This is a genomic window from Streptomyces sp. SID12501, from assembly GCF_010550245.1.
GTDB lineage: Bacteria > Actinomycetota > Actinomycetes > Streptomycetales > Streptomycetaceae > Streptomyces.
Window position 1 is genome coordinate 137,790 of the sequence record NZ_JAAGLU010000026.1, and the last position, 26,295, is coordinate 164,084.

The 26,295-nt window shown below is 68.6% G+C and carries 31 protein-coding genes, 4 tRNA genes and 1 pseudogene; 15 read left to right on the forward strand and 21 right to left on the reverse strand.

Translation table 11 applies throughout. The features are described from left to right. Positions 1–35: 35 nt before the first annotated feature. The 9 genes and pseudogenes from rplJ to G3I71_RS29205 all read right to left on the reverse strand — a co-directional run bounded on the left by rplJ (position 36) and on the right by G3I71_RS29205 (position 7,472). Positions 36–566: a 50S ribosomal protein L10 gene (rplJ, locus tag G3I71_RS29165; protein ID WP_164319068.1), complete on the reverse strand. Its 531-nt coding sequence runs from the start codon at positions 564–566 to the stop codon at positions 36–38. A gap of 379 nt (positions 567–945) precedes the next feature. Continuing rightward, positions 946–1,269, reverse strand: a pseudogene (locus tag G3I71_RS29170) (DUF1396 domain-containing protein); the annotation flags it as partial. Positions 1,270–1,805: 536 nt separating this feature from the next. After that, entirely contained in the window at positions 1,806–2,714 is a 909-nt protein-coding gene (locus tag G3I71_RS29175) for a hypothetical protein (RefSeq protein ID WP_164319070.1), read from the reverse strand. 49 nt (positions 2,715–2,763) lie between these two features. After that, on the reverse strand, positions 2,764–4,428 hold the full coding sequence (locus G3I71_RS29180) for a transposase (RefSeq protein ID WP_203731671.1): 1,665 nt from the start codon (positions 4,426–4,428) through the stop codon (positions 2,764–2,766). A gap of 162 nt (positions 4,429–4,590) precedes the next feature. Beyond that, positions 4,591–5,316, reverse strand: a complete 726-nt coding sequence (rplA, locus tag G3I71_RS29185; protein ID WP_164319072.1) for a 50S ribosomal protein L1 — start codon at positions 5,314–5,316, stop codon at positions 4,591–4,593. Positions 5,317–5,401: 85 nt separating this feature from the next. Beyond that, positions 5,402–5,836 carry a 50S ribosomal protein L11 gene (gene rplK, locus G3I71_RS29190; protein ID WP_164319073.1) on the reverse strand — a complete coding sequence of 145 codons (435 nt, stop codon included), beginning with the start codon at positions 5,834–5,836 and terminating at the stop codon, positions 5,402–5,404. A gap of 162 nt (positions 5,837–5,998) precedes the next feature. Next, positions 5,999–6,919, reverse strand: coding sequence for a transcription termination/antitermination protein NusG (gene nusG, locus G3I71_RS29195; protein WP_164319075.1), 921 nt, complete (start codon positions 6,917–6,919; stop codon positions 5,999–6,001). A 77-nt stretch (positions 6,920–6,996) separates the two neighbouring features. Continuing rightward, positions 6,997–7,284: a preprotein translocase subunit SecE gene (gene secE / locus G3I71_RS29200; protein ID WP_006383475.1), complete on the reverse strand. Its 288-nt coding sequence runs from the start codon at positions 7,282–7,284 to the stop codon at positions 6,997–6,999. Between the two features lie 115 nt (positions 7,285–7,399). Continuing rightward, a tRNA-Trp gene (locus G3I71_RS29205) sits at positions 7,400–7,472 on the reverse strand. Between the two features lie 295 nt (positions 7,473–7,767). Between G3I71_RS29205 and G3I71_RS29210 the strand changes: the two genes are divergently transcribed. Together G3I71_RS29210 and G3I71_RS29215 are read left to right on the forward strand one after the other, a co-directional pair. Beyond that, the gene (locus G3I71_RS29210; RefSeq protein ID WP_164319077.1) at positions 7,768–8,994 is read left to right on the forward strand and encodes a pyridoxal phosphate-dependent aminotransferase; all 1,227 of its coding nucleotides are present in this window, start codon (positions 7,768–7,770) and stop codon (positions 8,992–8,994) included. A 147-nt stretch (positions 8,995–9,141) separates the two neighbouring features. After that, entirely contained in the window at positions 9,142–10,173 is a 1,032-nt protein-coding gene (locus tag G3I71_RS29215) for an adenosine deaminase (protein WP_164319080.1), read from the forward strand. Positions 10,174–10,185: 12 nt separating this feature from the next. Here the strand turns inward: G3I71_RS29215 and G3I71_RS29220 are convergent, their stop codons facing one another. From G3I71_RS29220 to G3I71_RS29255, 8 genes are all read right to left on the reverse strand, one after another. Then, on the reverse strand, positions 10,186–11,241 hold the full coding sequence (locus G3I71_RS29220; protein WP_164319082.1) for a UDP-N-acetylmuramate dehydrogenase: 1,056 nt from the start codon (positions 11,239–11,241) through the stop codon (positions 10,186–10,188). Between the two features lie 124 nt (positions 11,242–11,365). Beyond that, positions 11,366–12,814 carry an MFS transporter gene (locus G3I71_RS29225; RefSeq protein ID WP_164319085.1) on the reverse strand — a complete coding sequence of 483 codons (1,449 nt, stop codon included), beginning with the start codon at positions 12,812–12,814 and terminating at the stop codon, positions 11,366–11,368. 67 nt (positions 12,815–12,881) lie between these two features. Further along, a complete protein-coding gene (locus G3I71_RS29230) occupies positions 12,882–13,442 on the reverse strand; it encodes a TetR/AcrR family transcriptional regulator (protein ID WP_164319087.1) in 561 nt (186 codons plus the stop codon). Between the two features lie 151 nt (positions 13,443–13,593). Further along, complete coding sequence (locus tag G3I71_RS29235; RefSeq protein ID WP_164319089.1) at positions 13,594–14,046, reverse strand: MaoC family dehydratase; 453 nt, start codon at positions 14,044–14,046, stop codon at positions 13,594–13,596. A gap of 3 nt (positions 14,047–14,049) precedes the next feature. Next, a complete protein-coding gene (locus G3I71_RS29240) occupies positions 14,050–14,502 on the reverse strand; it encodes a MaoC family dehydratase N-terminal domain-containing protein (protein WP_164319092.1) in 453 nt (150 codons plus the stop codon). A gap of 142 nt (positions 14,503–14,644) precedes the next feature. After that, a complete protein-coding gene (rpmG, locus tag G3I71_RS51410) occupies positions 14,645–14,809 on the reverse strand; it encodes a 50S ribosomal protein L33 (protein ID WP_018834916.1) in 165 nt (54 codons plus the stop codon). Between the two features lie 88 nt (positions 14,810–14,897). Continuing rightward, a tRNA-Met gene (locus G3I71_RS29250) sits at positions 14,898–14,970 on the reverse strand. A 46-nt stretch (positions 14,971–15,016) separates the two neighbouring features. Further along, positions 15,017–15,089, reverse strand: a tRNA-Thr gene (locus G3I71_RS29255). 333 nt (positions 15,090–15,422) lie between these two features. Between G3I71_RS29255 and G3I71_RS29260 the strand changes: the two genes are divergently transcribed. Then, the gene (locus tag G3I71_RS29260) at positions 15,423–16,676 is read left to right on the forward strand and encodes an amidohydrolase family protein (RefSeq protein ID WP_164319094.1); all 1,254 of its coding nucleotides are present in this window, start codon (positions 15,423–15,425) and stop codon (positions 16,674–16,676) included. Positions 16,677–16,766: 90 nt separating this feature from the next. Then, positions 16,767–17,423, forward strand: coding sequence for an SDR family oxidoreductase (locus tag G3I71_RS29265; RefSeq protein ID WP_164319097.1), 657 nt, complete (start codon positions 16,767–16,769; stop codon positions 17,421–17,423). Positions 17,424–17,485: 62 nt separating this feature from the next. Here the strand turns inward: G3I71_RS29265 and G3I71_RS51415 are convergent, their stop codons facing one another. From G3I71_RS51415 to G3I71_RS29280, 3 genes are all read right to left on the reverse strand, one after another. Then, positions 17,486–17,728: a hypothetical protein gene (locus G3I71_RS51415; protein WP_164319099.1), complete on the reverse strand. Its 243-nt coding sequence runs from the start codon at positions 17,726–17,728 to the stop codon at positions 17,486–17,488. Between the two features lie 97 nt (positions 17,729–17,825). Then, positions 17,826–17,904: transfer RNA gene (locus G3I71_RS29275), tRNA-OTHER, on the reverse strand. A gap of 150 nt (positions 17,905–18,054) precedes the next feature. Further along, positions 18,055–18,678 (reverse strand): hypothetical protein, encoded by a 624-nt coding sequence (locus tag G3I71_RS29280; protein WP_164319101.1) that lies wholly within the window; start codon positions 18,676–18,678, stop codon positions 18,055–18,057. Positions 18,679–19,002: 324 nt separating this feature from the next. Here G3I71_RS29280 and G3I71_RS29285 point away from each other — a divergent pair, with 324 nt between their 5' ends. Then, on the forward strand, positions 19,003–19,791 hold the full coding sequence (locus G3I71_RS29285; protein WP_164319103.1) for a GntR family transcriptional regulator: 789 nt from the start codon (positions 19,003–19,005) through the stop codon (positions 19,789–19,791). Here the strand turns inward: G3I71_RS29285 and G3I71_RS29290 are convergent. Continuing rightward, positions 19,775–20,782, reverse strand: coding sequence for an XRE family transcriptional regulator (locus G3I71_RS29290; protein WP_164319153.1), 1,008 nt, complete (start codon positions 20,780–20,782; stop codon positions 19,775–19,777). The genes G3I71_RS29285 and G3I71_RS29290 overlap by 17 nt on opposite strands. A gap of 808 nt (positions 20,783–21,590) precedes the next feature. On the opposite strand from G3I71_RS29290, the gene G3I71_RS29295 reads away from it, so the two are divergent. The 10 genes from G3I71_RS29295 to G3I71_RS29340 all read left to right on the forward strand — a co-directional run. Beyond that, complete coding sequence (locus G3I71_RS29295) at positions 21,591–21,791, forward strand: hypothetical protein (RefSeq protein WP_164318815.1); 201 nt, start codon at positions 21,591–21,593, stop codon at positions 21,789–21,791. Positions 21,792–21,882: 91 nt separating this feature from the next. Next, positions 21,883–22,149 (forward strand): DUF6284 family protein, encoded by a 267-nt coding sequence (locus G3I71_RS29300; protein ID WP_164319107.1) that lies wholly within the window; start codon positions 21,883–21,885, stop codon positions 22,147–22,149. Then, a complete protein-coding gene (locus tag G3I71_RS29305) occupies positions 22,149–22,406 on the forward strand; it encodes a hypothetical protein (protein ID WP_164319108.1) in 258 nt (85 codons plus the stop codon). The genes G3I71_RS29300 and G3I71_RS29305 overlap by 1 nt, the downstream gene beginning before the upstream one ends. After that, on the forward strand, positions 22,403–22,720 hold the full coding sequence (locus G3I71_RS29310) for a hypothetical protein (protein WP_164319111.1): 318 nt from the start codon (positions 22,403–22,405) through the stop codon (positions 22,718–22,720). The genes G3I71_RS29305 and G3I71_RS29310 overlap by 4 nt, the downstream gene beginning before the upstream one ends. Continuing rightward, positions 22,720–22,983 carry a hypothetical protein gene (locus G3I71_RS29315; RefSeq protein WP_164319113.1) on the forward strand — a complete coding sequence of 88 codons (264 nt, stop codon included), beginning with the start codon at positions 22,720–22,722 and terminating at the stop codon, positions 22,981–22,983. The genes G3I71_RS29310 and G3I71_RS29315 overlap by 1 nt, the downstream gene beginning before the upstream one ends. Beyond that, the gene (locus G3I71_RS29320) at positions 22,980–23,882 is read left to right on the forward strand and encodes a DUF2637 domain-containing protein (RefSeq protein WP_164319156.1); all 903 of its coding nucleotides are present in this window, start codon (positions 22,980–22,982) and stop codon (positions 23,880–23,882) included. Before G3I71_RS29315 ends, G3I71_RS29320 begins: the two co-directional genes overlap by 4 nt. Next, positions 23,882–24,274, forward strand: a complete 393-nt coding sequence (locus tag G3I71_RS29325; protein WP_164319115.1) for an RRQRL motif-containing zinc-binding protein — start codon at positions 23,882–23,884, stop codon at positions 24,272–24,274. Before G3I71_RS29320 ends, G3I71_RS29325 begins: the two co-directional genes overlap by 1 nt. Before the next feature lie 3 nt (positions 24,275–24,277). Next, positions 24,278–24,595, forward strand: coding sequence for a hypothetical protein (locus tag G3I71_RS29330; RefSeq protein ID WP_164319118.1), 318 nt, complete (start codon positions 24,278–24,280; stop codon positions 24,593–24,595). 2 nt (positions 24,596–24,597) lie between these two features. Continuing rightward, a complete protein-coding gene (locus tag G3I71_RS29335; protein WP_164319121.1) occupies positions 24,598–24,795 on the forward strand; it encodes a hypothetical protein in 198 nt (65 codons plus the stop codon). Between the two features lie 86 nt (positions 24,796–24,881). After that, a partial coding sequence (locus G3I71_RS29340) for an FtsK/SpoIIIE domain-containing protein (RefSeq protein WP_164319123.1) occupies positions 24,882–26,295 on the forward strand: 1,414 nt, incomplete at its 3' end.

Here is a 26,295-nt window from a genome sequence, read left to right on the forward strand (position 1 = left end):
CGCCGCGTCAGGCGGCGGTCAAAGTGCGAGCCGAATTACTCGGCACCGCCCTGCTCGGCGAGCTTGACGCGAAGCGCTTCCGCGGTGCGGACGAACTTCGAGGGAAGCGCCTGGAAGAGCGAGGCAGCCTGAGACTGCTTGCCCTTGAAAGCACCCGCCAGCTTGCTGAGCAGAACCTCGCGGGACTCGAGGTCCGCAAGCTTCTTGATCTCGTCGGCGGACAGCGCCTTACCGTCAAGGACACCGCCCTTGATGACGAGGTTCGGGTTGTCCTTGGCGAAGTCACGAAGACCCTTCGCCGACGTCACCGGGTCACCGGTGATGAAGGCAACCGCCGTCGGACCGTTGAACAGGTCGTCGAGCGTCGAGATCCCGGCCTCGTTGGCCGCGATCTTGGTCAGCGTGTTCTTCACCACGGCGTACTGGGCGTCTTCACCGAGCGAACGACGCAGCGTCTTGAGCTGCGCCACGGTGAGACCCCGGTACTCGGTCAGCACAGCGGCGTTCGAGCTACGGAACTGGTCCGCGAGCTCGGCTACCGCGGCAGCCTTGTCGGGCCTTGCCATAAGCGTGGCCTCCTTCCGGGTGATGAGGACCGCTCAGAAGGAGACTGGGAAAACGAAACGCCCCGGCGCAGGCGCTCGGGGCGTGAGCTCGACCAACCGAATTCCGTGAGCGGATTTCGTCCGGGAGCACATCCACAGTCACACCTGCGCGGGTCGTCCGCAGTTCAGCGGATCCTTCGGCCACCAAGTCCTCTTACGAGGACAAGGCAACGACCAGCGGTCTTTGGCTTCTGGACGAGAGTACGTGAACGGCTGACCGACAAGCAAATCCCGCGCCCTGAAGGGGCGCGGGGCTGTATTCGATGTGCGGCTCCGCCGCGTGGGCGCGACCAGCCCGCACAGACCCGCAGACAAATGAACCGCGCACCCACCGGAGGTTCTAGCCGGCCTGCGCACCCTTCATCATCTCCGCCAGGTCCGCGACGTCCTTGGCAGCCGGCGCGGCAATGTTCACCGGCTTGTTGAAGTCGTCGAAGGTGATCGTCATGTCAAGCGGACCCTTGTCCGCCGCACCGCGCATCCGGAACTGCTTGGTCCGCTCGTCCGCACCGATCCACATGTCCATCGTGAACTTGTCGATGCCCAGCTTCTCGTACTGCTCAAGGCTCTTCTCCCGCTGCTCGCGGGTCACCTTGCTCTGGGACTTGAGGGAGTCGCGGAACTGGTCGAGGGTGACCGTGCCCTTGTAGTGGGTGGTCTTCACCGTTCCTGTGGACTGAGCGGGAGTGCACCCGTTCAGCCGCGCGCCCCGAACGGTCTTGGGCGAACTGGTCCCCGGCGTACTCGACCCCGGGGCGGCGACACACATCCTGTGCGTGGTCCTGGCCCGGGAGGCCAGTTCCCTACACGACCTGGCCAATTGCATACGGCCAGAGGCAACGGGGAGGCCCTGAACCATCACACCGGTGGAGCAGGGGCCCCGCATGCTGGCGCCGTAACCGGCGTCCCAGATCGCACGACCAGGTTAGCCCGATCAGTCCAGGACACCGCAAGCCCTCAAGGGCACGATCACACGATCGAGCTAATGCAACCTCATACACACCCCTTGGCGAGCAACTACCGCCCCCTTCCACAGTCTCCGTGTCGGCCTCCTTCACGTCCGCCGCCTTGGCGACAGCCGCCGCCGGCGTCATCTTCGGCGACTTCTCCGAGGCTCCCTTGGTACAGGCCACAGCGCCTGTACCGAGAAGCAGCACAGCGAGGCCTACACGTCCGGCACCCACAGAAACGACCGTGAGCCTAACCCGGTGGGGCGGACGAGGCCTCTGAATTCCCCAGCAGGTCCTTGAAGTCAGCGGTGTCCCCGCCCTCCGGTGCCGCCACCGTCACCTTCACGCCGTACGCGCTGTAGTACGCGGTCGAGGACATCCGTCCGCTCGACAGTTCACCCTGCTCGACCTTCTTGACCAGCAGGTTCCGAGCGTTGACCCAGATGTCGACCGTCTCGGTGGCGACACCGGCCTGGACGAGCTGCTCCTTGAGGGCGGAGTCGGCGAGGGCGGCCACCTCCACCGCGCCCGAGTAGTGCGTCGTACGCTCCCCGCGCACCGTCTCCGTCCCGGCCCTGCGGACGTCACCGGAGGCCAGCAGGAGCTTGACCGGCTGGATCGGGGCGGTGTTGCGCAACTGGTCCTTCAGATACGTCCCCGAGCCGCCGGGCAGGTCCGCCAGGTCGTCGTAGTCGTACCTGATCCAGTGCTTGCCGTGCATCTGGGCGGCGAACTTGTCGCCGACCTTGGCGTAGTAGGCGTCGGGCAGCAGCCGGGCCTCCATGGAGGAACTGTTGAGCGCCCGCATGGACTCGGCCAGTTCTCCGCCGGTGTAGGTGATGCTGAGCCTGCCGACCGGCTCACCGGCCCAGCCGAGGACGCCGGCCGTCCGCATGGAGAGCAGGTCGCCCATGACGGAGGAGGAGCTGACCCGAGCGGAACCGGCCAGCTCGGTGGCCTTCTCCACGGCGTGCAGCGCGGCGGCCGTACGGGCGTCGAGGCGGGCCGCGCCGGTCGGCTCGGCGACTTCGTCGTCGGGTCCCCCGGAGGAACTGCACGCCGACATCGCCACGCCCACCGCGACCAGCGCCGCGGTCGCCACGACCGGCCGCACTCCCCGCCGCAGGCCCCGTACACCCCGTACGCCGCTGTCCCTCATCCGGTCCCCAACCCCCTCGTACACCCCGTGATCTTCACGCTAACCGTCCCTAAAGACTGAGCGGGAATGAGTCCTGTTGCCAGGATCCATGCTCAGTAGAACGCCCCGGACGGTGTTGGGCGTTCTGGTTGCCCGCGTTCGCCACGCGTCCGGGCGGCACGGATCGTGTCCGTGGTCCGAGGATGCGGGGGCGGATTCCCTCACGCCCAGGAACACGCCGACCGGCCTGGACGGTCCGATGCCCCACCGCATCACTCCGGTGTGGTGGGGGCGGTGCCGTCCGCCGCCGGATCGGGTGTCCCTGGGCGCGCCTTCCGATCGCCACGGCAGCAACATCGTGGCGAGTGCTCTTACGGGTCGTGCCGGCGAGCGGCTTCTGCCAGGGCTGGGCACCCCACCGGCTGGTGTAGGCCGGATCGACAGCGATGACCGCGATACCCGTCTGATCCGCCATCGAAGACAGCCGGGCACGGAGCTTCCCCGTGGGCATACCGGAGACCAGCTGCCGGAAGCGTTTCCTGCGGCCGTGTTTCTCCCGGGTCTTCTCGGCGGCGAAGTCCAGGTCCTCGACCGCGATCGCGCGCACACCGCACGTGCGGGCCCAGTGCAGGAGGCGGGTGAGAGCGCGGCGGACCTGCGCGTCCCGGTGCTCGGCCGTACCGCTTAGGTCGTAGGAGAAACGGCGCGGACTGCCGGTCGGGTCGCCGTGGACATCGAGGCGCCAGGCCGCCAGGTGATCGGCGTTCATGTCGACGCCGATCACACCGTGGGCGAGCGCGGCATCGATCGGGAGGGTGGGGGTGGGCGGGATCTGCCAGGAGGCTGTCACATACCAGCGGTCCCGGCCCGTATCCAGGTGGACGCGGTAGGCGACCGCCCGGTTGGCCTCGACGCGATCCGCCCACTCCTCACCCCGGTGCGCAAACGCGACCCGGCACGCCAGGACGTACCGGCCGTGCGGGGCGTTGGCCAGATGAGCGAGTGGCGCGGGGAGCTTGATGCTCACCTCACCGTCGGGACTGACACGGATTGTCTCGTTGCCGTAGCGCTTGCCCGACCCACCGTCCGCCTGGCAGAACCAGCGCTCTGCCTCCCACAGCCCACGCCACCCGGACTCCGTCAGCTGGGCCGCCTCCAGATGCTGCCAAGTGCGGGCCAGCCGCCTACCACCACGCACGATGTGCACGAGCCAAGCCTCACGGTCGGCCCGCGCGGCAGCCAGCCGGTCCTCCAGCACCCGCAGCCGCCGCGACTTCGCATGCCACTCCCGCTGGGACCGGTAACCCCCAGGCGCCTTCCTCGTCCCCTTCTGCCCGACCGGCAGCGACAACCGGCCCTCGACGGTGCGGACACCGGCTTCCAGGTTCTGGAGGTGCGCCGACCGGCAGCGGCGGGCCAGCGCCCACTGGCCGTGCGTAGCTTTGGTGATACTGCCCGCCCACCGCGACGACGAGAGCAGCGTCAGCTCACGCTTACGCACCGCCCACGTGTCGCCGGAGTGCTCCAGGCCGTCCCGGCAGCGCGTCCTGAGATCCTTCGAGGCCAGCGACCCAAGGTGCCCGCCAACCAGGCGCAGCCCCTTGCCATCGTCCGGCGTCAACTGCTTGAGGCGGGTCCGGACGGCCACACCACCCGGACCGGACACGACGAACGACGACGCCGCACCACGCAGCTCACCCACCTCGTCACCCCCGCTCGAAGATCCCGTCGCCATGGGAAACGAGCATCACTCGTCAAGGTCACACATTCGATGAAAGAACATCAGTTCCCCCAGCAACTCCAATCCCTCCGTACGACAACGGGCCCCGCACCTCGAAAGGTTGCGGGGCCCGTCGTACGAAACGCGTACGCGCGACTACCGGAGTGAGCGGGAGGCTCAGACGGCGGCCGGGTCCTCCTCGACGAGGAGGTTGCGGGTGCGGTTGGAGTCGAGCGGAATGCCGGGGCCGATCGTGGTGCTGAGGGCGGCCTTCTTGATGTAGCGGCCCTTCGCGGCGGACGGCTTCAGACGGAGGATCTCCTCCAGCGCGGCGCCGTAGTTCTCCACCAGCTTGGTGTCGTCGAACGACGTCTTGCCGATGATGAAGTGCAGGTTCGAGTGCTTGTCGACGCGGAACTCGATCTTGCCGCCCTTGATCTCGGTCACGGCCTTGACCACGTCGGGGGTCACCGTGCCCGTCTTCGGGTTCGGCATCAGACCACGCGGGCCGAGGACGCGGCCGAGGCGGCCGACCTTGCCCATGAGGTCCGGGGTGGCGACGACGGCGTCGAAGTCCAGACGGCCCTTCGCCACTTCGTCGATCAGTTCGTCGGAGCCGACGATGTCGGCGCCGGCGGCGAGCGCGGCCTCGGCACGGTCACCGGTCGCGAAGACCAGGACCCGGGCGGTCTTACCGGTGCCGTGCGGGAGGTTCACGGTGCCACGGACCATCTGGTCGGCCTTGCGTGGGTCGACACCCAGGCGGAAGGCGACCTCGACGGTGCCGTCGAACTTGCTCGTGGAGGTCTCCTTGGCGAGACGGACGGCCTCGAGCGGGGCGTAGAGCTTGTCCCGGTCGATCTTGGCGTCCGCAGCGCGGAGAGACTTGCTGCGCTTGCTCACTACTGCTCCTGATGTTGTTCTGAGGAGTCGTGGTACGGACCGAGCAGGTCCTGCCACGCACTACTAAAGGCTTACGAGGTGGGGCTCAGCCCTCGACCGTGATGCCCATCGAACGGGCGGTGCCGGCGATGATCTTCGACGCGGCGTCCAGGTCGTTGGCGTTCAGGTCGGGAAGCTTGGTCGTGGCGATCTCACGGACCTGCGCCTGAGTGATCTTGGCGACCTTGGTCTTGTGCGGCTCGCCGGAGCCCTTCTCGACACCTGCGGCCTTGAGGATCATCTTCGCGGCCGGCGGCGTCTTGGTGATGAAGGTGAAGGAGCGGTCCTCGTAGACCGTGATCTCCACCGGGATCACCCAGCCACGCTGCGACTCGGTCGCGACGTTGTAGGCCTTGCAGAACTCCATGATGTTGACGCCGTGCTGACCGAGCGCGGGGCCGACCGGCGGGGCGGGGTTGGCCGCTCCGGCGTTGATCTGGAGCTTGATGAGCCCCGTGACCTTCTTCTTCTTGGGAGGCATTCCGGGTCCTCTATCTTCGTTTTTCTTCGGTCTTCGCTGTGCCTGGCATCAGCCAGGCAACCGCACCACGATAAACGACACCATGGCGAGGCGTGAAACCGAGCAGGTCAGGCCAGCTCCGAGAGAGCCGACCTGACCTGGACGGAAGTCAAATGGTGAGTGCTAGTTCTTCTGAATCTGGTCGAACGACAGCTCGACCGGAGTCTCGCGGCCGAAGATCTCGACGAGGCCCTTGACCTTCTTCGAGTCGGCGTTGATCTCGTTGATCGTCGCCTGCAGCGTCGCGAACGGGCCGTCGGTGACGGTGACCGAGTCGCCGACCTCGAAGTCCAGCACCTGGACCTCGAGCTTGCGGCTCGGAGCCGGCCTGCCCTCGGCCTCGGCAAGCTCACGGGCGGCCTTCTCCTCGGCCTCCGGGGCGAGCATCTTGACGATCTCGTCCAGGGTCAGCGGGTACGGGTCGTACGCGTTGCCCACGAAGCCGGTGACACCCGGGGTGTTGCGGACGACGCCCCAGGACTCGTTCGTCAGGTCCATGCGGACGAGAACGTATCCGGGAAGCTTGTTCTGACGGACCGTCTTGCGCTCGCCGTTCTTGATCTGAGCGACCTCTTCCTGCGGCACCTCGGCCGCGAAGATGAAGTCCTCGACGTTGAGCGAGACGGCACGCTGTTCGAGGTTGGTCTTCACACGGTTCTCGTAACCGGCGTACGTGTGGATGACGTACCACTCGCCGGGGAGAAGGCGCAGTTCCTCGCGGAGGGCCGCGACAGGGTCGACGGGCTCGGCCTCTTCTTCGGCTTCCTCAGCCTCGGCCTCTGCCTCGTCGTCGCCTTCGGCGTCGGCCTCGACGAGCTCTTCGTCCTCGTCGGTGACGGCCTCGACGACATCGCCGTCTTCATCCTCATCAGCCTCGTCGGCCTCGATGTGGATGGCGTCTTCCTCGGCGGGCTCCCCCACGGCGGCGTCCGCAGCGTCGACCTCGTCCTCGACCTCGTCAACGCCCTCGACGATGTCGAGCTCGTCATGCACGGACTCGTCCGGCACGATGGCGTCGTTCAGGTTCGGGTCAGTGTCAGACACGGTGGCTGCTTCTTCCTGGATACATGTGGGTGGAACATGCGAAAGGGGCGCCGCACCCGGCGCCCTTCGCTCTTGGCTCAGCCGAAGACGTACTTGGCGGCTTTGTTGAGGCCAAAGTCAATCACAGTCACCAGGCCGATCATGACGATCACAAAGACGATCACCACGGTCGTGTACGTCGTCAGCTGGTTGCGCGTCGGCCAGACGACCTTGCGGAGCTCCGCGACGATCTGGCGGTAGAAAACCGCGAGACGCTTCAGCGGGCCCTTCTTGGCGCGCTTACCGCCCTTGCGAGTCTTCTTGTCCGACTCGGGGGCCTCATCCTGGGCATCAGGCATATCGATGGAGCCCACGGCGTCCGCCATTCGTCCTCACCTGTTCCCGGGTCGTGGCCGTGCCGCGCCCGGTCCGAGCCGCACGGCGATGCAAAAGCAATGCAAGTGGTACATGCGCACACCGCCTGGTGAAAGGCGCGTGTAGCAGGGCCGGAGGGACTTGAACCCCCAACCGCTGGTTTTGGAGACCAGTGCTCTACCAATTGAGCTACGACCCTTTGTGGTTACTCCAACGTACCGTACTCATCCGGATGCACGGTGTGCACCGATTGAGCGCGGGCCGCTGAAGGCCAACGAGGTGAGAGTGTACGTGCTTCGGAGCCGGTCGTCGAACAGAAAGCGCCCGCCGGGCCGTTGTCGGCGGAAGATCGCCCAGCCCAGGCGCCGGATCCGGACGCTTGTGCAGCCGTCCACCCGGCCTGGCGTCCGTCCGCCGTCCCGTGGGCGGTCCGGTCCGACCAATAGGTGAAACCCGTGTGCCTGGGAGGTTTCCGGTCTGAAACGATGGGCACCATGAGCGCTGCAACCCCTTCCACCGCGCGCCGGGTCTCCGCCCGAGTCGGCGCGATCTCCGAGTCCGCCACCCTCGCCGTGGACGCCAAGGCCAAGGCCCTGAAGGCCGCCGGGCGCCCGGTGATCGGCTTCGGCGCCGGTGAGCCGGACTTCCCGACCCCGAACTACATCGTCCAGGCCGCCATCGAGGCCTGCTCGAACCCGAAGTACCACCGCTACACACCGGCCGGCGGTCTGCCCGAGCTGAAGGCCGCGATCGTCGCCAAGACGCTCCGCGACTCGAACTACGAGGTGGACGCCTCCCAGGTCCTGGTGACCAACGGCGGCAAGCAGGCCATCTACGAGGCGTTCGCCGCGATCCTCGACCCGGGCGACGAGGTCATCGTCCCGGCCCCCTACTGGACGACGTACCCGGAGTCGATCCGTCTCGCCGGCGGTGTCCCGGTCGAGGTCGTCGCGGACGAGACCACCGGCTACCGGGTCAGCGTGGAGCAGCTGGAGGCGGCCCGCACGGAGCGGACGAAGGTCGTCCTGTTCGTCTCCCCCTCCAACCCGACCGGCGCTGTCTACAGCGCCGAGGACACCGAGGCGATCGGCCGCTGGGCCGTCGAGCACGGCCTGTGGGTGCTGACGGACGAGATCTACGAACACCTCGTCTACGGCGACGCGAAGTTCACCTCGCTCCCCGCGATCCTCCCCGAGCTGCGCGACAAGTGCATCGTGGTCAACGGCGTCGCCAAGACGTACGCCATGACGGGCTGGCGGGTCGGCTGGATCATCGGCCCGAAGGACGTCGTCAAGGCCGCGACCAACCTCCAGTCGCACGCCACGTCCAACGTGTCGAACGTGGCCCAGATCGCCGCCCTCGCCGCCGTCTCCGGGAACCTGGACGCCGTCGCGGAGATGCGTGTGGCCTTCGACCGCCGCCGTCACACCATCGTGCGCATGCTCAACGAGATCGACGGCGTGGTCTGCCCGGAGCCCGAGGGCGCCTTCTACGTCTACCCGTCGGTGAAGGCCCTCCTCGGCAAGGAGATCCGCGGCAAGCGCCCGCAGGACTCGGTCGAGCTGGCCGCGCTGATCCTGGACGAGGTCGAGGTGGCCGTCGTACCCGGTGAGGCGTTCGGCACACCGGGCTACCTGCGTCTGTCGTACGCCCTGGGCGACGAGGACCTCGTCGAGGGCATCAGCCGCGTGCAGAAGCTGCTGGCCGAGGCGACGGACTGAGCCCCGTCCGGAACCTCGTGAGGTGAGTGGGCCGCTTCCTTCGGGAGGCGGCCTTCTTCCGTCTCCCGGTACGAGCATCAGTGCGAGCAAGACCACGTTCAGGGAAAGCGCTACCGATACGAGCCGGACGTACGGCAGGATCCGAGAATGGAGCACGTACGTGATGTCTCTGAACTGCCGAAAGCCCATCTGCACCTGCACTTCACCGGGTCGATGCGGTCCGCGACCCTGCTGGAACTGGCCGACAAGTACGGTGTGCGGCTGCCCGAGGCGCTGACCGACGCCCTCACCAGCGGCGAACCCCCGAAACTCCGGGCGACCGACGAGCGGGGCTGGTTCCGCTTCCAGCGGCTGTACGACGCGGCCCGGTCCTGTCTGCGGGAGCCCGAGGACATCCAGCGGCTGGTCCGCGAGGCCGCCGAGGAGGACGCGAAGGACGGCTCGGGCTGGCTGGAGATCCAGGTCGACCCGACGTCGTACGCCCCTCGTCTGGGCGGTCTCATCCCGGCGCTGGAGATCATCCTGGACGCGGTGGAGACCGCGGGCCGGGAGACCGGGATCGGGATGCGGGTCCTGGTGGCCGCGAACCGTATGAAGCACCCCCTGGACGCGCGCACGCTGGCCCGCCTGGCCGTGCGGTACGCGGACCGGGGTGTCGTGGGCTTCGGGCTCTCCAACGACGAGCGGCGGGGCATGGCCCGGGACTTCGACCGGGCCTTCGCCATCGCGCGCGAGGGGGGCCTGCTGTCGGCCCCGCACGGCGGCGAGCTGACGGGCCCGGCGTCGGTCCGCGACTGCCTGGACGACCTGCACGCGACCCGGATCGGCCACGGTGTGCGGGCGGCGGAGGACCCGCGCCTGCTGAAGCGCCTCGCGGACCGCCAGATCACCTGCGAGGTGTGCCCTGCGTCGAACGTCGCCCTGGGGGTGTACGAGAAGATCGAGGACGTGCCGTTGCGCAAGCTCTTCGAGGCCGGCGTGCCGCTGGCGCTGGGCGCCGACGACCCGCTGCTGTTCGGCTCACGGCTGGCGGCCCAGTACGAGATCGCCCGCGAGTACCACGCCTTCACGGACGCGGAACTGGCCGAACTGGCCCGCCAGTCCGTACGCGGTTCGGCTGCGCCGGAGGGCGTACGGACGAAGCTGCTGGCGGGGATCGACGACTGGCTGACCTCGTGACCCCGGAGGGTTCTAGAGGCTGACGCCGACCGTCACCGGTTCGTTGACGAGGGTGACCCCGAAGGCGTCCCGGACCCCGGCGACGACCTCGCGGGCGAGGGCGAGCAGGTCCTCCGTGGTGGCCCGGCCGCGGTTGGTGAGGGCCAGGGTGTGCTTGGTGGAGATACGGGCGGGGCCGGTGCCGTACCCCTTGGTGAAGCCGGCCTTGTCGATCAGCCAGGCCGCCGAGGTCTTGGTACGGCCCTCCCCGGCCGGGTAGGCGGGCGGTACGGCGTCGGCGCCGAGCCGCTCCGCCACGCGCGCGTGGAACACGGCGAACTCGGCGTCCGTGAGGATCGGGTTGGTGAAGAAGGACCCGGCGGACCAGGTGTCGTGGTCCTCGGGGTCCAGGACCATGCCCTTCCCGGCGCGCAGCTTCAGCACGGTCTCGCGGGCCGCCTCCAGCGGCACCCGCTCGCCGGGCTCGACACCGAGCGCGCGGGCCGTCTCGGCGTACTTCAGGGGCGCCGACAGCCCGTCGGCGTCCTCCAGGGCGAAGCGGACACGCAGGACGACATGGCGCTCGGGCTCCGCCTTGAAGCGGCTGTGGCGGTACGAGAAGGCGCACTCGGCGCCAGTGAGGGTGACCGTCTCGCGGGTGACCCGGTCGTAGGCGACGACCTCGGTGATCGTCGAGGACACCTCCTGCCCGTACGCCCCCACGTTCTGGATGGGCGTCGCACCCGCGGAACCGGGAATCCCGGCGAGGCACTCGATCCCGGCGAGCCCGGCCTCGACCGTGCGCGCGACGGCGTCGGTCCACACCTCACCGGCGGCCAGCTCCACCCCCGTGCCGTCGAGGCGGACGCCGGTCGTGGCGATCCGCAGGGCCGTCCCCGCGAACCCCTTGTCGCCGATGACCAGGTTCGAGCCGCCGCCGATGACGAGCAGCGGGGTTCCGGAGTCGTCGGCCTCGCGGACGGCGGCGATGACCTCGGCGTCGGTCGTCGCCGTGATCAGCCGGTCCGCGGGACCGCCGAGCCGGAAGGTGGTCAGCGGGGCGAGGGGCGCGTCGTGGATTTCCTGCACACGCCCAGACTACGAGACCCCACTGACAGCCCCGGCGGCAACGCGACGACAAGCGGCACGCGCGCGTACGGCCCCGCCGGTGAGCCTCGGGGCCGTACGCGCGCGTGCCGCTGTCCTACGTCGTTCAGTGGGCGGCCGTCTCCAGCACCGGCGCCGGCTCGGCGGACTCCGGCGTCGGCGAGGGGCGGCGGGCGGCCGGGATCAGGAGGGCCGCGATGCCCGCGAGGGCGACCACAGCGGAGCCGACCACCAGGGCGGGCCGGAGTCCGTCGACGAAGGTCTGACCGGTCTCGTAGCCGCCCTGGGCCGCGAAGATCGATCCCATGACGGCGATTCCGAGGGCGCCGCCGACCTCGCGCAGGGCGTTGTTGGCGCCGGAGGCGATGCCCTGTTCGCTCGGGCGGACGCTGGACATCACCAGGTTGGCGGCCGGTGCGAAGAACAGGGCCATGCCGATGCCGCTGATGATCAGGCCGGGCAGCTGGATGGCGTAGGAGGCGTCCGCGGTGACCACGAAGGCCATGTAGCCGAGGCCTGCGGCCTGGAGGAAGAGGCCGGTGGCGACGACCGGCCGGCCGCCGATCCGGTCGGAGAGGATGCCGGCGATCGGGGCGACGAGCATCGGCATCCCGGTCCAGGGCAGCATCCGCAGGCCCGCCTCGGTGGGCGAGTAGCCGAGCACGCCCTGCATGTACTGGCTGAGCAGGAAGATCGACCCGAACATCCCGAGGAACATCAGCAGGGAGGCCGCGTTTATCCCGGCGAAGGCGCGGGAGCGGAAGAGCCGCATGGGGAGCATCGGGTTCTTCGCCCGGGTGCCGTGGACGACGAAGGCGACGATGAGCGCACCTCCGGCGACCAGTCCGGTCAGGACGTAGGAGCTGGTCCAGCCGTCGGCCGGGCCGCGCACGAGTCCGTAGACGATGCCGAACAGGCCGCCGCTGGCCAGCAGCGTGCCGACGATGTCGAGCGGGGCGCCGGTGCCGTGCGACTCGGCGAGGCGCAGCCGGGCGAGCGGCAGCAGGGCGAGGCCCAGCGGAACGTTCAGCCAGAAGATCCAGTGCCAGGAGATGTGCTCGGTGAGGCTGCCTCCGATGAGGGGCCCGGAGGCCACGGCAAGCCCGTTCACGGCACCCCAGATGCCGAACGCCATTCCGCGCTTGGCGGCCGGGACGGCGGCCGTGAGCAGGGTCAGCGTCAGCGGCATCATGATCGCCGCGCCGACGCCCTGGACCGCGCGGGCCGCGATCAGCGAGTCGATGCCGGGTGCCATGGCCGCGGCGGCGGAGGCACCGGTGAAGACGGTGAGTCCGGCGAGGAACATCCGGCGCCGGCCGAAGCGGTCACCGAGGGCCGCGCCGAACATCAGCAGCACGGCGAAGGTGAGCGTGTAGGCGCTCACGGTCCATTCCAGGTCGCCCAGTCCTCCCCCGAGATCCTTGCGGATCGAGGGCAGCGCGGTGGTGACGACGAGGTTGTCGAGGGCCGCCATGAACCCGGCGACGCTGGTGATGACGAGCGCCCAGACGACTCCGCCGCGCGGTGCGCCGGTCTTGTTCTCCTGCTGTGACATCGTTCCCCCTCTGGATTAGTTATTAATCACTAACTTTTACGGCAAAAAAACCACGCACCCGTACCCCTCAGACTTCGGCCCGCCCCTTGATCTGCGCCGAGGGCCACATCCCCTGCCAGACCCGATGCCCGGGCGGAAACCCCATGGCCGCAAGCGTGTTGATGAGCATTCCGTACGCCAGGAAGGTCGTCGTCTCCTCCCCCACGGGCACCTCCACGGCGTCCCAGAGCTTCATCCAGCCGGCCCTTACGGCCTCGCCGAACTCATGCTCACCCTCGGCCTCGGCGGCGGCGACAGCCACGTAGGTCTGCATCTGCATCTGCAGCAGTTCGGGATGCTCGCCGATCAACTGCGCGTAAGCACCCGCCATGGAGTGCAGGGCTTCCTCGCCCTCCAGCCCCTCGGCCGCCTCCTCCAGGACCCTGCGCACATCATCCATACACCGCTGGGAGGCTGCGGCGAACATCGCCTTCTTGCCCGGGAAGAGCCGGAAGAGGTACGGCTGCGAGACACCCACCCTCTTGGCGATCGCCTCGGTGGAGGTGCCGTAGTAGCCCCTCTGCGCGAACTCGGCGATCGCCGCGCGAATGACGCTCTCGCGCCGCTCCTCTGCGCTCATCCTGACCATGCGAGCAAGTTAGTACTCAATCACTAACCACGTCAATGGCCCGCCCAGGAGAAGGTCCGGCGAGGAGGCCGCGCGAGGGGTTTGGGTAAGGGGCGCCCGCCAATGGCGAACGCCCCTTACCCAAACCAGAACCGGAGTTCCCCGACCTGCCCTACTCGCCCAGCCGGACAACAGCCCGGGACATGCCCAGCACCTTCTGCCCCGCGGACCTCGCGAGGAGATCGACGCGGACCATGTTGTCGTCGAGCTTGGCCCCGACCTTGCCGCTGACCTCGATGGTGGCGCCCTCGCCGTCGTTCGGGACGACGACCGGCTTGATGAAGCGGACGCCGTACTCGACGACCGCGCCCGGGTCGCCGACCCAGTCGGTGACGACGCGGATCGCCTCGGCCATCGTGAACATGCCGTGCGCGATGACGTCGGGCAGACCGACCTCGACCGCGAACTTCTCGTTCCAGTGGATGGGGTTGAAGTCCCCGGAGGCGCCCGCGTACTGGACGAGGGTGGCGCGGGTCACGGGAAACGTCTGGGCGGGCAGCTCGGTGCCGACCTCGACGTCGGCGTAGGAGATCCTCGCGGAGTCGTGCGCGGAATTGGCCGTCATGGGTCAGCCCTTCTCGGCCGCGCGGGCGACGAGCTTGGTCCAGGCGGTCACGACGTGCTCGCCCGCCTCGTCGTGGACCTCGCCGCGGATGTCGATGATCTCGTTGCCCGCCATGGACTTGATGGCCTCGATGGTCGAGGTGACGGTGAGCCGGTCGCCCGCACGGACGGGGCGGACGTAGGCGAACTTCTGGTCTCCGTGCACCACGCGGCTGTAGTCCAGGCCGAGCCGCGGGTCCGCCACGACGTCTCCCGCCGCCTTGAAGGTGATCGCGAACACAAAGGTGGGCGGGGCGATCACATCGGCGTGCCCGAGGGCCTTGGCGGCCTCGGGGTCCGTGTACGCAGGGTTACGGTCTCCCACCGCCTCCGCGAACTCGCGGATCTTCTCCCGGCCGACCTCATAGGGCTCGGTGGGCGGATAGGACCGCCCCACGAAGGACTGGTCGAGCGCCATGGGCTCGGCACCTCCTGAATCGCATCCTGAATCGCACTGGTTCGCGACTCACCTGGCCACGTACTCGCATGGTTCACAACTGGTGCAACGACGCGAGGCCGCCCCCCAACCAGCAGGGGACGGCCTCGCGTACGAGCCTGAATTATCGCGTTTCGCGATGCGCGGTGTGCGCATTGCAACGCGGGCAGTGCTTCTTCATCTCCATTCGATCCGGGTTGTTACGCCGGTTCTTCTTGGTGATGTAGTTCCGCTCCTTGCACTCCACGCAGGCCAGCGTGATCTTCGGGCGGACGTCGGTGGCAGCCACAGGAGTGCTCCTTGACGAACGGATGGGACGTTGTACGCATAACAGAATAGCCGATCGAAGGACCGACCCCGCAATCGGCTACTGTCAGTAGCGGTGACCGGACTTGAACCGGTGACACAGCGATTATGAGCCGCTTGCTCTACCGACTGAGCTACACCGCTGTGATGCGATCGGGCCCCGCCTTGCGGCGGGGACCTCTCACACCAGAGCCCCAATACGGAATCGAACCGTAGACCTTCTCCTTACCATGGAGACGCTCTACCGACTGAGCTATTGGGGCGAGCGATGAAGACATTACACGCTCGCCACCGTTCACCCAAATCCGTTTCGCGGCACCCACCCGGGCCTGTTCCGGCCGCTGTTCCGCGCTGCGCGCACGCTCCGTCCCCGGTGGGAAAACCCCTCCCCCAGCGGCCTCAAAGCCCCCTCCCGCAACCGCTCAAACAGCCACTTCCACACCCCCTCGCCAGCAATCTTTCCCATCCGGCGGACCACACCGGTACGACTATTGCGCTCCTCCGCAACAGGGGCGGACGCCCGCCCTAGGCTCGACTCACTCTGCGTGATCTTGTGTCCCCGCTTGCGCGCAGCCGCCCCCGAGCACAGGAGCGCGATGCCCGACAGCCACCCGCAGCCGCCCCACTCCTCGTCCTCCTCCTCGTCATCCGCCTCCTCCGGGGACCCGGCCGCCCTCCTGCTGTGCGGGGCGCGGCTCACCGACGGCCGGACCGTGGACGTACGGCTGGGTGGCGGCCGTATCGAGGCGGTCGGGACGGTCGGCAGCCTCAGCGCGTACGCCACCCGCGTGGACCTCAGCGGCTACCTCCTCCTGCCGGCCCCCGCCGAACCGCACGCGCACGGCGACACGGCCCTGTCCGCCGACTCCGACGGCCCGGTCTCGTACGACCCTCAGGAAGTCCAGCGTCGGGCCACCGAGGCCGCTCTGCTCCAACTCGGCCACGGGGCGACGGCGTTGCGCTCGCACGTCCGCATCGGCGACGTACCGGGGCTGGGCGCGCTGGCCGCCGTACTGCAGGCGCGGCGGGCGCTGCGTGGCCTCGCCGAGCTGACGGCGGTGGCGATGCCGCGCGTGCTGACCGGCGCCGCCGGGGCGGACGGTCTGGCGATGCTGCGGGACGCGGTGAAGATGGGCGCGTCGGTGGTGGGCGGCTGCCCGGACCGGGACCCCGATCCGACCGGCTACGTGGAGGCGGTCCTGGAGGTCGCCTCGGAACACGGCTGCCCGGTCGACCTGCACACGGACGGTGACGACCCGGCCCGGCTGGCCCGCCTCGCGGCGATGGCGGGCGGCCTGCGCCCCGGCGTGACCATCGGCCCCTGCGGCGGCCTCGGCCGGCTGCCCGCCGAGGTGGCCTCGCGGGCCGCGGACCAGCTCGCAGCGGCGGGCGTGACGGTGACATGCCTCCCCCAGGGCGGCTGCGGGGGCGCTGAACGCCGCGCCACGGCTCCGGTACGACTGCTGCGGGCGGCCGGGGTGCGGGTGGCGGCGGGCAGCGGCGCGCTGCGGGACGTGTCGAACCCGGTGGGCCGCGGGGACCCCCTGGAGGCGGCGTACCTGCTCGCGTCCCGTCACGGCCTGCGCCCGGAAGAGGCGTACGACGCCGTGAGCGCGTCGGCGCGGGCGGTGCTCGGCCTGCCGGAGGTGCGGGTGGAGGCGGGCTTCCCGGCGGAGCTGCTGGCGGTCCGGGGCGACCGTCTGGCGGGCGCGCTGTCGCTCGCCTACAGCCGAATCGTGGTGCACAGGGGGCGCGTTGTAGCGCGGACGAGCGCAGTACGGGAGTACTGCAACACACCGGCGGTGGCAGCGCTGGACCTGCCGCGGCAGGGGCGTACGGGGCAGTCGTGAGGTGAGGGACGGGTGAGGCTTCGGCGGAGCGGACGGACGTCGTACGGGCTGTGGCGGCGAACGGGTTCGGCGGGGCGTACGGTCGAGGGCATGCGCATTGTCATCGCTGGAGGTCATGGTCAGATCGCGCTGCGGCTGGAGCGTCTGCTCGCCGCGCGCGGTGACGAGGTCGCGGGCATCATCCGCCGCCCCGAACAGGGTGACGACCTGCGGGCGGCCGGCACGGAACCGGTCCTGTGCGACCTGGAGTCGGCGTCGGTGGAGGAGGTCGCGGTGCTACTGCGGGGCGCCGACGCTGCGGTCTTCGCGGCGGGCGCGGGTCCGGGCAGCGGGACGGCCCGCAAGGACACGGTGGACCGGGGAGCGGCGGTGCTGTTCGCGGACGCGGCGGTTCGGGCGGGAGTACGCAGACATGTGGTCGTGTCGTCGATGGGCGCCGATCCGGCGCACCGGGGCGACGACGTCTTCGACGTCTACCAGCGGGCGAAGGGCGAGGCGGACGCGTACGTCAGCGGCCTGGACGCGCTCGACTGGACGATCCTGCGCCCCGGCGCCCTGACGGACGACGCCGGTACGGGCCGCGTACGCCTGGAGGCCGACACGGGGCGCGGCGCGATCCCGCGCGACGACGTGGCCGCCGTACTCACCGAACTGCTCGACACTCCGGCGACGGCGGGCCTGACGCTGGAGCTGATCGGCGGTTCGACGCCGGTTTCGGTCGCGGTGAAGTCGGTGGCGGGAAACTGAGGGCGAACGGCCGAGAGGGCCCGGGGCCAGAAGATCGGCAAGGACTGGCAGGGCCGGCAAGGCTAGAAGAGGGGCAGCTGGCCGGGGAATTCGGGTTGGACGTACCCGTCCAACGACGGCTGGGCCGCCCCGAGTTCCGCCTGCCGCCGCGACCCCGGACACGAAACGAGCTCCCCGCTCCCCCGGGCTCCCTGCGGATCGTGCCGCGCGAACCTCCCGGCGACGACAGCGATCTCCCGCCGGCACTCGGGACAGCTCCGACGACGGGACGACGACACGAACGACGGCCGTGACAGCGATGACATGGGGGTCACTCTCCCTCATCGCCTCAGCGTGCACCCGCAACGAAAAGACCCTCTTTCCTCTGCGTAATCGCAGAGAAAAGAGGGTCTCTCTCACCTGTGGCGGCGCCAGGGTTCGAACCTGGGTAGGCTGAGCCGGCAGATTTACAGTCCCCCCAAGATCACCCATTCATACCGCCCGTGACCAGGCATTTTATGGACCACCGGTGCGGGGCAGTCGATTCCCGTCCGCGTCTCGTCCTGATCTTGAAAAATCTCGACAGCTCCCGCGCCTCTCGGTCTCGCTGGGCTACGGCTTCCCCGGCCGCCAACGGCTACGGCTGGCCTTGCTACTGACCGCCCGTGTCCACAACGGGGGCACCAACAGCCGGGCCCGCAGCGATCGACTGCGCCAGCGTAGTGATGACCTCCGCCCGCTGCTCCCTGCTCAAGTCCGCGTCCGCAACTAGACGCTCGGCAGCCAGGTACCGCGCGAACTCCAACGGCTGATCAAAGTACGCCTTGAGGTGACCTGCCGCTGTCTCCTGGGACTTCACGAACGTCCGGCTCACGAACCCGGCCAGAGCCGCAGACACCGCGCCCAGTCCACCCGCGACAACGGCCCCTGCCGTGGTGCTCGCATTCAGCGCCACCACCACGAACGCTGCCAGTAGAACGAACCCAGTCACCATCGCTGCCTGAGCATTCCGAAATGACTGACGCGCCTGCTGCGTCGCAATCTCGTGGTATAGATCCAACCGGCTGTGAGTCAGCTCCCACAGTCGCGCCAACGCCAACCCTCGACCGTCAGCAGGCGCTTCACCAGGCTCAGACGCATGACTCGGCTCGCCACGGCGCGGCACCGTGACGTGATCAGACAGCACCGCTTCCAATCCACGCTCTGCCTCACGAACGCGCTGCCGACCTTGAACAACACCAAGCGACTCGTCCGAAATCAGCAGGGAGATCGCCATGAACCCTACTGTTGTAAAGATGCCAAAACCCGCCCCAGCCATCTGCACGCCAACGGTAATCGGCTGACCCACTTGGTGGGCCACAAGAACGACGATGAGGCCCACAACGACACCGCTTGCGAGAACCACTGCTACTGCGAGTTTCCGCATGTCTGGCATAGCCGAGCATTGTCGCGATAATCCGCAGGCATCGCCACCACTTCGCGCACATGCCACGCTGACGAGCGATGGTTCAACGGAATCACCTGGCACGCGCCTGGAAGCAGAGTGACCATGGCCCGCTACGCTGGTACGCACCACCTCAGGACGGAGAGTGCCCTGCGAATGGGACCGAAGACGGCCAAGGTCTACGAGACGCTCCGCGCACGACTCGCCGCCGGCGAGTACGCCCCCGGCGACAAGCTCCCGTCGGAGCGAACGCTTGTGGAACAGCTCGGCATCGGCCGGACGGCGCTTCGGCAAGTGCTGGCCCGACTGGTCGCGGAGGGTGCACTGGAGGTGCGGGGTCGGAGTTCGTACCGCGTGCCAGGCGCCGTGAGCGTCAAGACCCCTGAGGGGTTGGAGCCGTGGCGCATCCACGGCGAGCGTGACCTCTACGACAACGAGTGGGTCAAGCTCCAACTCTGGGACGTCGAACCGCCTGGGGTGGAGCGCTTCGAACATCACGTGGTGAAGCTCCAACGCGTCGCCATCACCGCCGTTCTGGACGACCAAGACCGCGTGCTCATGATGTGGCGGTACCGCTTCGTCCCGCAGCAGTGGGGTTGGGAGTTGCCCGGCGGCATCGTGGACGACGGGGAGGACCCCGCGACCACGGCACTTCGCGAAGTCGTCGAAGAGACCGGCTGGCGGCCCAAGTCGGTGGACCACGTCGTCACCTATCAGCCCATGGTCGGCATGGTCGACTCGCCTCACGAGATCTTCGTAGGTCAGGGGGCCGACCATGTCGGTTCACCAACAGACCTCGAAGAGGCGGGGCACATCGAGTGGGTGCCGCTGGCCGACGTACCCGGGCTGATGGCACGCGGTGAACTCATGGGTTCCGGCACCCTCGTTGCCCTGCTCCACATCCTGGCGAGTCGCGGCAAGCAGGGGCTTACAGCCGCGCACTGAGCAGGTCAACGCGGCGGCGCTGCCGCACCGAACCGGTGCGGCTCGCCAACAGTCGCGCCTGTCGCAGGTGGGTGTGCGCGTCGTCGTACTCGGCTCGTGCGAGGTGCGCTTGCGCGAGGTCGCTATGGAGACCGGCCTGCGCTCGGACAAAGGTGGGGTCCACCACGTCCAAGGCGTCGTACAGGCTGGTCACTGCTTCGCCGTCGCCAAGCAGGGCGAGCACGTTGCCGTGCCACCGAGTGAGGTGGGCACCGTTGAGGAAGATACTCAGCATGTCCGGGTCCCGATCCTCCGAGCCGGGCGGGATGCTCGCCAGGGCCGCATCGAGGGCGCGACGGCAATCGTCGGGCATCCCCGCGTGGGCGCACAGCTCCGCCTCTGCCGCGTACAGCCATGCCCGGAGACGGGGCGACCCTGCTTGCCCAACGGTGCGTTGCGCATCGCGTACCAGATCGACACCGAGGGACGGCCGTCCAGCCTCACACAGCACGTATGCCTGTTCCGCCATCGCATGCGCGAGGTACATCGGAGCCTCAGCGTCGCGCGCTGCCCGCTTCGCGAGTTCGTAGTGCCGCCAAGCTCGTTCGACCGCTCCCGAGTCGATCGCCTGCCATGCGGCCAAGGTCGACGCCCCCGCGAGCGCGAGCGCCACGGGTCGGCGTGTGGTGGGAAGCACCGCGAAGTTCAGTGCGTCTTCCAGACGGGCGAGATGCCCCGTCATCTGGTCGACGAGACCGGCCGCGCCCATCTGCCGGTCCATCGTGCGCAGTATCTCGGTCTGGTCATTGAACGTCTTCACCATGGATGCACCGACGCTGCTAGCTGAATCGATCCTGCTCAGCAGTTCGTCGTACCCGTCAGCCATCGGCGGAGCGGTAGCGAGCGAGACGCCCCTCAACTCCCTGTCGGTGACCCCGAGAAGCTGCCGCAGTATCGCCGCGTAGCGGTCCGACAGGGTGCGCTTTTCGTTCTCCCACTCGGACACGTACACCCGCAAACTCGCGGTCGTCGCAACGTCTGTGACGTGTTGTCGGGCGTACTGCTCGATCTCGCGCACCAGTCGTTCCTGAGACCAGCCGCGCGCCGTCCGCGCGCTCCGAAGTCCTGAACTCACAGGCCACCGCCCGACGTTGGGTCCACTCACTGACCTTCCCAGCATGCCTCATATCGCCGCAGGTCAACAGGTATTAACAAGCTCCTTAACAGGCCCGCTGTGAAGCGCTGTTGGCTACCGGCACCCCTATCCGGCGGGGTCTTCTGGAGATGCACCAGGGCGGACAACCACCGCCCGAATCGGCAGAGTCCTTGACTCTGGTGCGCACCAGATGCTTTCCTTCTGGTGCGCACCAGATGACGGAGTCGCTCCCGATTCACCGTGTGCAAGCACGACCAGGAGCCCCGCATAGGACGGGGGGAGGGCACCGGACAGTCGTCCGCTTCGCGGCGGGCGATCCCTTGGCAGTCCGGATGGCAGACCGAGAGGTCTAGGTCTCTGCCTACAACGGGGCCCTAGCGAGCTGTTCCTTGATCCGGCAGCCGCGTCCCCGAAAGAGACCACCACCCGCCTTCGACACGTGAGGAGTTCGCGTGAGTCAGAGACATCAACGGGTGCCGTCGTGATCGACCGGCCGACGACGCCCGCACACCACCCCAGTTCGCACGGGATCAACCGTCGACGAACGATCCGGTCGGCCTGTTCTTCCTGGCATCGCAGCGGATAGCGCTGCGGCCGGCTGCCTCTCCCACCCGTCCGGGCCCGCTTCACGCGGTGGCCGTACGGGTGGGAGCGCGGGGAGCCGGTGCCGGTTCGTCCGGCCTGGTCCACCACCTACGACACCTCAGGAGTCCATGTGTTCGGCATGAAGTCGCAGGAGTCCACCACCGACCTGACCTCCCCGGAAGCCGTGCAGAGCGGCCAGGAGGTCTACGACCGCATCACGTCCGGCGAGTGCGCGGACGTCGAGGGCGAGCTGAACGAGGCCTACGGCCGCACGAGCTGACCAACCCACCACATCAACGGCGCGCGGCGCCCCGGGAGGCAACCCGGGACGCCGCTTCGGGCCGTAACACCTGCTAGGGAGACCACGACCCATGAAGCACATCGTCACTGTTCAGGATGCTGTTACCGCGTTCGCCGACTGGATGGAGCCGACGGCCGCTGAGCTGGACGGCATCGAGCGGGAAATGCCGCTGATCCTTGCGCAGGTCGACCTGTTGGACGCGCAGATCATCGCCATGGACCGCACCCCCACCGAGCTGGACGTACGGCGTATCCGCCGGGCCCGCCGCCGGGTGCTCGCCGCCGGCCGCGAACTGGCGAACACGGCCGCTCCGCTGCTGCCGAGGGTGGGTGCGTGATGGGGCGCCGGTTCAAGGACATGCAGACACCGGAGCAGCAGTGGGCGAGTCAGCAGGCCGCCCGTGCCGCCGACGCTCCCGCGCCGTCGCGGCCGGTGGCTGCTGCCACGCATCGCGAGTGGGTGGCCATGTCGGCTCACCAGCAGGCCGCGCACCTCGCCCGTCTGGATGGCCGTGAGGACGAGGCCCGCCGCTGGGAGCAGCAGGAAGCACAGGCCACCGCACCGGCACCCCGGAAGCGGGGGTGGTTCCGGTGAGCGGGACCCTGGCACTGGACTGCCTCACCGCGCCGCTGCGGGCGTTGCGGGTGCTGGCGTTGGACTTCGGGCACCTGCCCGCGCCGTACGTGGAGGTGTCGACGGTCTACCCGGACCGGCTGCGACTGAGCTTCCATGACGACCTGTCCGTGTTCGAGGCGTGGCGGGAGGCCCTGGGGGTCGACCCGGACACGGTGGACTACGGCGAGCAGAGCGCCGGCCAGACGCGCGTACTGAAGGTGTTCGTCGACTTCTCTGGCGCCGTGCTGGAACTGACCGGCTACAGCGACAGGCCCGTTGCGGCGGTGGCGTGATGGGCCGCCAGTTCAAGGACATGCAGACGCCTGAGCAGCAGTACGCGGCGGGACGGGCGGGGGACCTGCGTCAGCAGGCCGACGTGCTGTCCGGGCAGGCCCGGCAGATGTCGGGCCGTATCGGACGCACCGCCTACTCCAACCGTGGTCAGCGTCAGCGGGCTGTGGATGCGGTCCGGGAGACCGCGACCAGGGCCGATGCGCTGCGCGAGCAGGCCGACACCATGGACCCTGCGCCGAAGAAGCGGCGGTGGTTTCGGTGAACCTCAACCGCAAAGGCCGCGCCGCCCTCGTGCTGGCCCTGGTCGCGGTCGTCGCCATGGCGTTCCGCGTCTCGTGGAACGCGCTGCGGGACATCGCGCACACGGTCGGCGCGGATGACACCGCCGCGACCCTCTACCCGTTCGTGGTCGACGGTTTGATGGCGCTGGCCCTGGTCGCCACCCTCGTCCTCGCCGACGACGATCGGAAGTTCGCGTTGCGGGTGCTGGGCACCTACACGCTCGCCTCGCTGGTCCTCAACTACGTCCACGGTCTCGTTCCCGAGCTGCACGGCGCCACGGTCGACTGGGGACGGCTCGCCGACTGGGACCCCGCCAACTGGGCTCTTGTGCTGTTGGCGACGTCGCTTCCGGTCGGGTCGATCTACTTCGGATCCGATCTGGTCGCCAAGGTGCTGCACCACCACCCGGCCACGGTCCCGGACCCGATTCCGGCCCTGCACACGAATGCGGAGGAATCGACCGAGACCATCGGTTATCGGTCTACCCCTGACCTGCCCGAATCGACCCCGCCGCCCGCCCTTCCGGCTGCGGTACGGGTGCCCGATCCGGTCGCGGTCGACGTGCTGAAGTCGACCGCGGAACTCAAGCCGCCGCCTACCGCCCCGGTCCCCGTCAACCCGATCGTACGGAGTGCGGTGGCGGCTGAGTCGGTCCGTGCGCGTCGGGCGACCGGTCGGGTTCCCGCCGTCGCCCGCCCGACCCGATCCAGGCGCACACCCGATCAACTCCTGGATGAGGCACGGAAGGTGACGGCCGGTTGGCCGGACGCCAAACTCACCGCCGAAGGCATCCGCCTCGCGGTACACACCTCGCCGGTCAACGCCCGAAGGTTGCGCGACACGCTGCGTGCCGAGCGGGCCGCTACGGCGGTCATCTGATGTCCGCCGCGTACGGAGAGTGCTTCGACCCCACCGGTGCCCGCTACGGCATCCCCACCTTCCCGTGGAAGTTCGCCCCGGACGATGAACAGTTCGCCACCCGCCGCCAGTTACGGGCGCGGGGCTTGCGTCCGGGGGGCCAGCCGATAGCGGCGCAGGTCATGCGCGTCAACCGGCGCGCCGGCACGGTCCGCGTCGCCTACCTCTACCGCATCGACCGCGCCAAGCCCGTGCGCCCCATGACCTCCCGGAAATGGGGCGCGCTCGCTCTCGCGATGCTGGCCCGCCGCACCTGCCCCAACTGCCAGGTCATCTACAGCTACTGCATGCCGACGTCGCTCGGCATGTGCGTCCTGTGCGCCTACCCCGAGCCCACCCCGAAAGAGGGCTGAGCCGTGTCCAAATCCGAGATCCGCCGTATCGACCGCGAGATCCACAAGGCCACCGTCAAGCTGGCAGCGGTCAAGCGCGGCGAGTCATGGCCGCTCAACGGTGCCGAGCGCCGGGCCATGGCCCGCGCCACCATCGGCGGCTCCTACAAGGTCGTCCGCGGCAAGAGCACCGCCCGCGCCGAGCAGCAGATCGACACCACCACCGCCAACGCCGAGATGCGGCTGACCGCCGAACTGACCGCCCTGCACGGCGAGAAGCAACGCCTGATCACCGAAGCCGCCCGCGAGAAGGCGGCGAAGAAGTCGTCGGGGTGGTGGTGAGCATGTTTCGCACCAACGGCAGGACGCCCGTCCTGGTCTCGCACTTCCACTGCCCGGACTGCGGGCCGCTGGTATTCGGCGTCACCCGGGCCGTATGCGGCCAGGTGATCCCCCCTCAAGTCGTCGGCAACGGCCCGCACCGCAACTGCCCGGCATGCAAAGCCGCACTACGCACCCACAAGACCAGCCACCGCCGCTGACCCCCCTTTTGGGCGTCGGCCTCCGCCAGGCCGGCGCCCCGCTCGTCTTCCCGCCCCGGTCCGGGGCAGTCAGGAGCCTTTCCCTCATGGGTGACAACCTCGTTCACCTGCACAAGAACACCACCCCGCCCCTCGACCCATCGGCCGATCCGGCCACCGTGACCACCCTGACCGTGGTCCCCGACCCCGCCCCGGCCCTACCCGTGCCGTTGTGGGTGCGCTCCGGACGCGCAGTCACAACCGCCGTCACGCACGAGACGACCAAGACCACAGTTCGTGCGGTGGCGCGGCACAGTCTCTACACGTTCAACGGGGGCCGGATCGTGGCCCGCCGCACCTGGGACGGCAAGACCGGTGCCCGTTACGAGCGCATGATCCGCACAGCGGAAGCAGCGGGGAACCTGGAAGCTGCTGAGGAGTGGGAGGAGCGCTTGCAGCGCTTCCGCCAGGCCCGCCACCACCGCCGCATGGACCTCTTGCACTCGCCCGTGGAGGCCGCCAAGGGACTTGCCGTCGGTACCGGGGTGGGCATTGGCGTGCTGGTCGCCCTCGGGGTGGTCATGGCGATCAACAACCATGACATCGGCGACGTCATCACCCCGCTGAAAGCAATGATTGAGTTCATCGGCCTGCTGATCCGGATTGTGCAGGTCACGTGGGGTACTGCCTTGATCGTCGGTCCGTTGCTCGCTCTGTTCGCGCTGTGGGCGGTCGGCAGCAAGCAGCAGGCCGCCCCGCAGTGGGCGCTGCCCGCCAACGTCCGCAGCAGTGAGGGCGAGCCGGTCACCCCGTCCATCGTCGTCAAGGCCCTGCGTGACCTCGGAGTACCCGCACTGCGAGGCGCCATCAAAGAGATGGGCGACGCCGGCGCGTCCATGCTGGGTCCGATCCGGATCGCCGGATGCGGCGTGGAAGTCGACGTCACGCTCCCTTCGGGGGTCTCCACCATCGAAGTGCAGAACCGGCGCCGCAAGCTCGCCGAGAACCTCACCCGGCACGAGCACGAAGTGTTCATCACCATCCCCCAGGCCGCCCGCACGGTCCGCCTGTGGGTGGCCGACTCCGGGGCACTGGACGAGCCGATCGGGCCGTCTCCGCTGGTCACCGACGAGACGATGACCGCCGACTACACCAAGGGCAAGGCCCCCTGGGGGCAGGACCTGCGCGGCGACATGGCGGCACTGAGCGTGTATCAGCGCCACCTCCTGATCACCGGGTTGTCGAACCAGGGCAAGACCGTCGCCCTGCGCTCCCTCGCGCTGTGGCTCGCGCTGGACAAGTCGGTTCAGTTCTGGATCGGGGACCTCAAGGGCATCGGCGACTGGAAGATGTTCTACGGCCTGGCCACTGTGCTGATCCAGGGCCCGACGGACGACCACGTGATCCAGGTGACCGAGATGGTTGAGCGGGCGGTGGAGGAGATGAACCGTCGTATCCAGGCCCCGCCCGGAACGGTGTTCCCCGCCCTGATCGTGATCGTGGACGAAGCACAGATGGCGT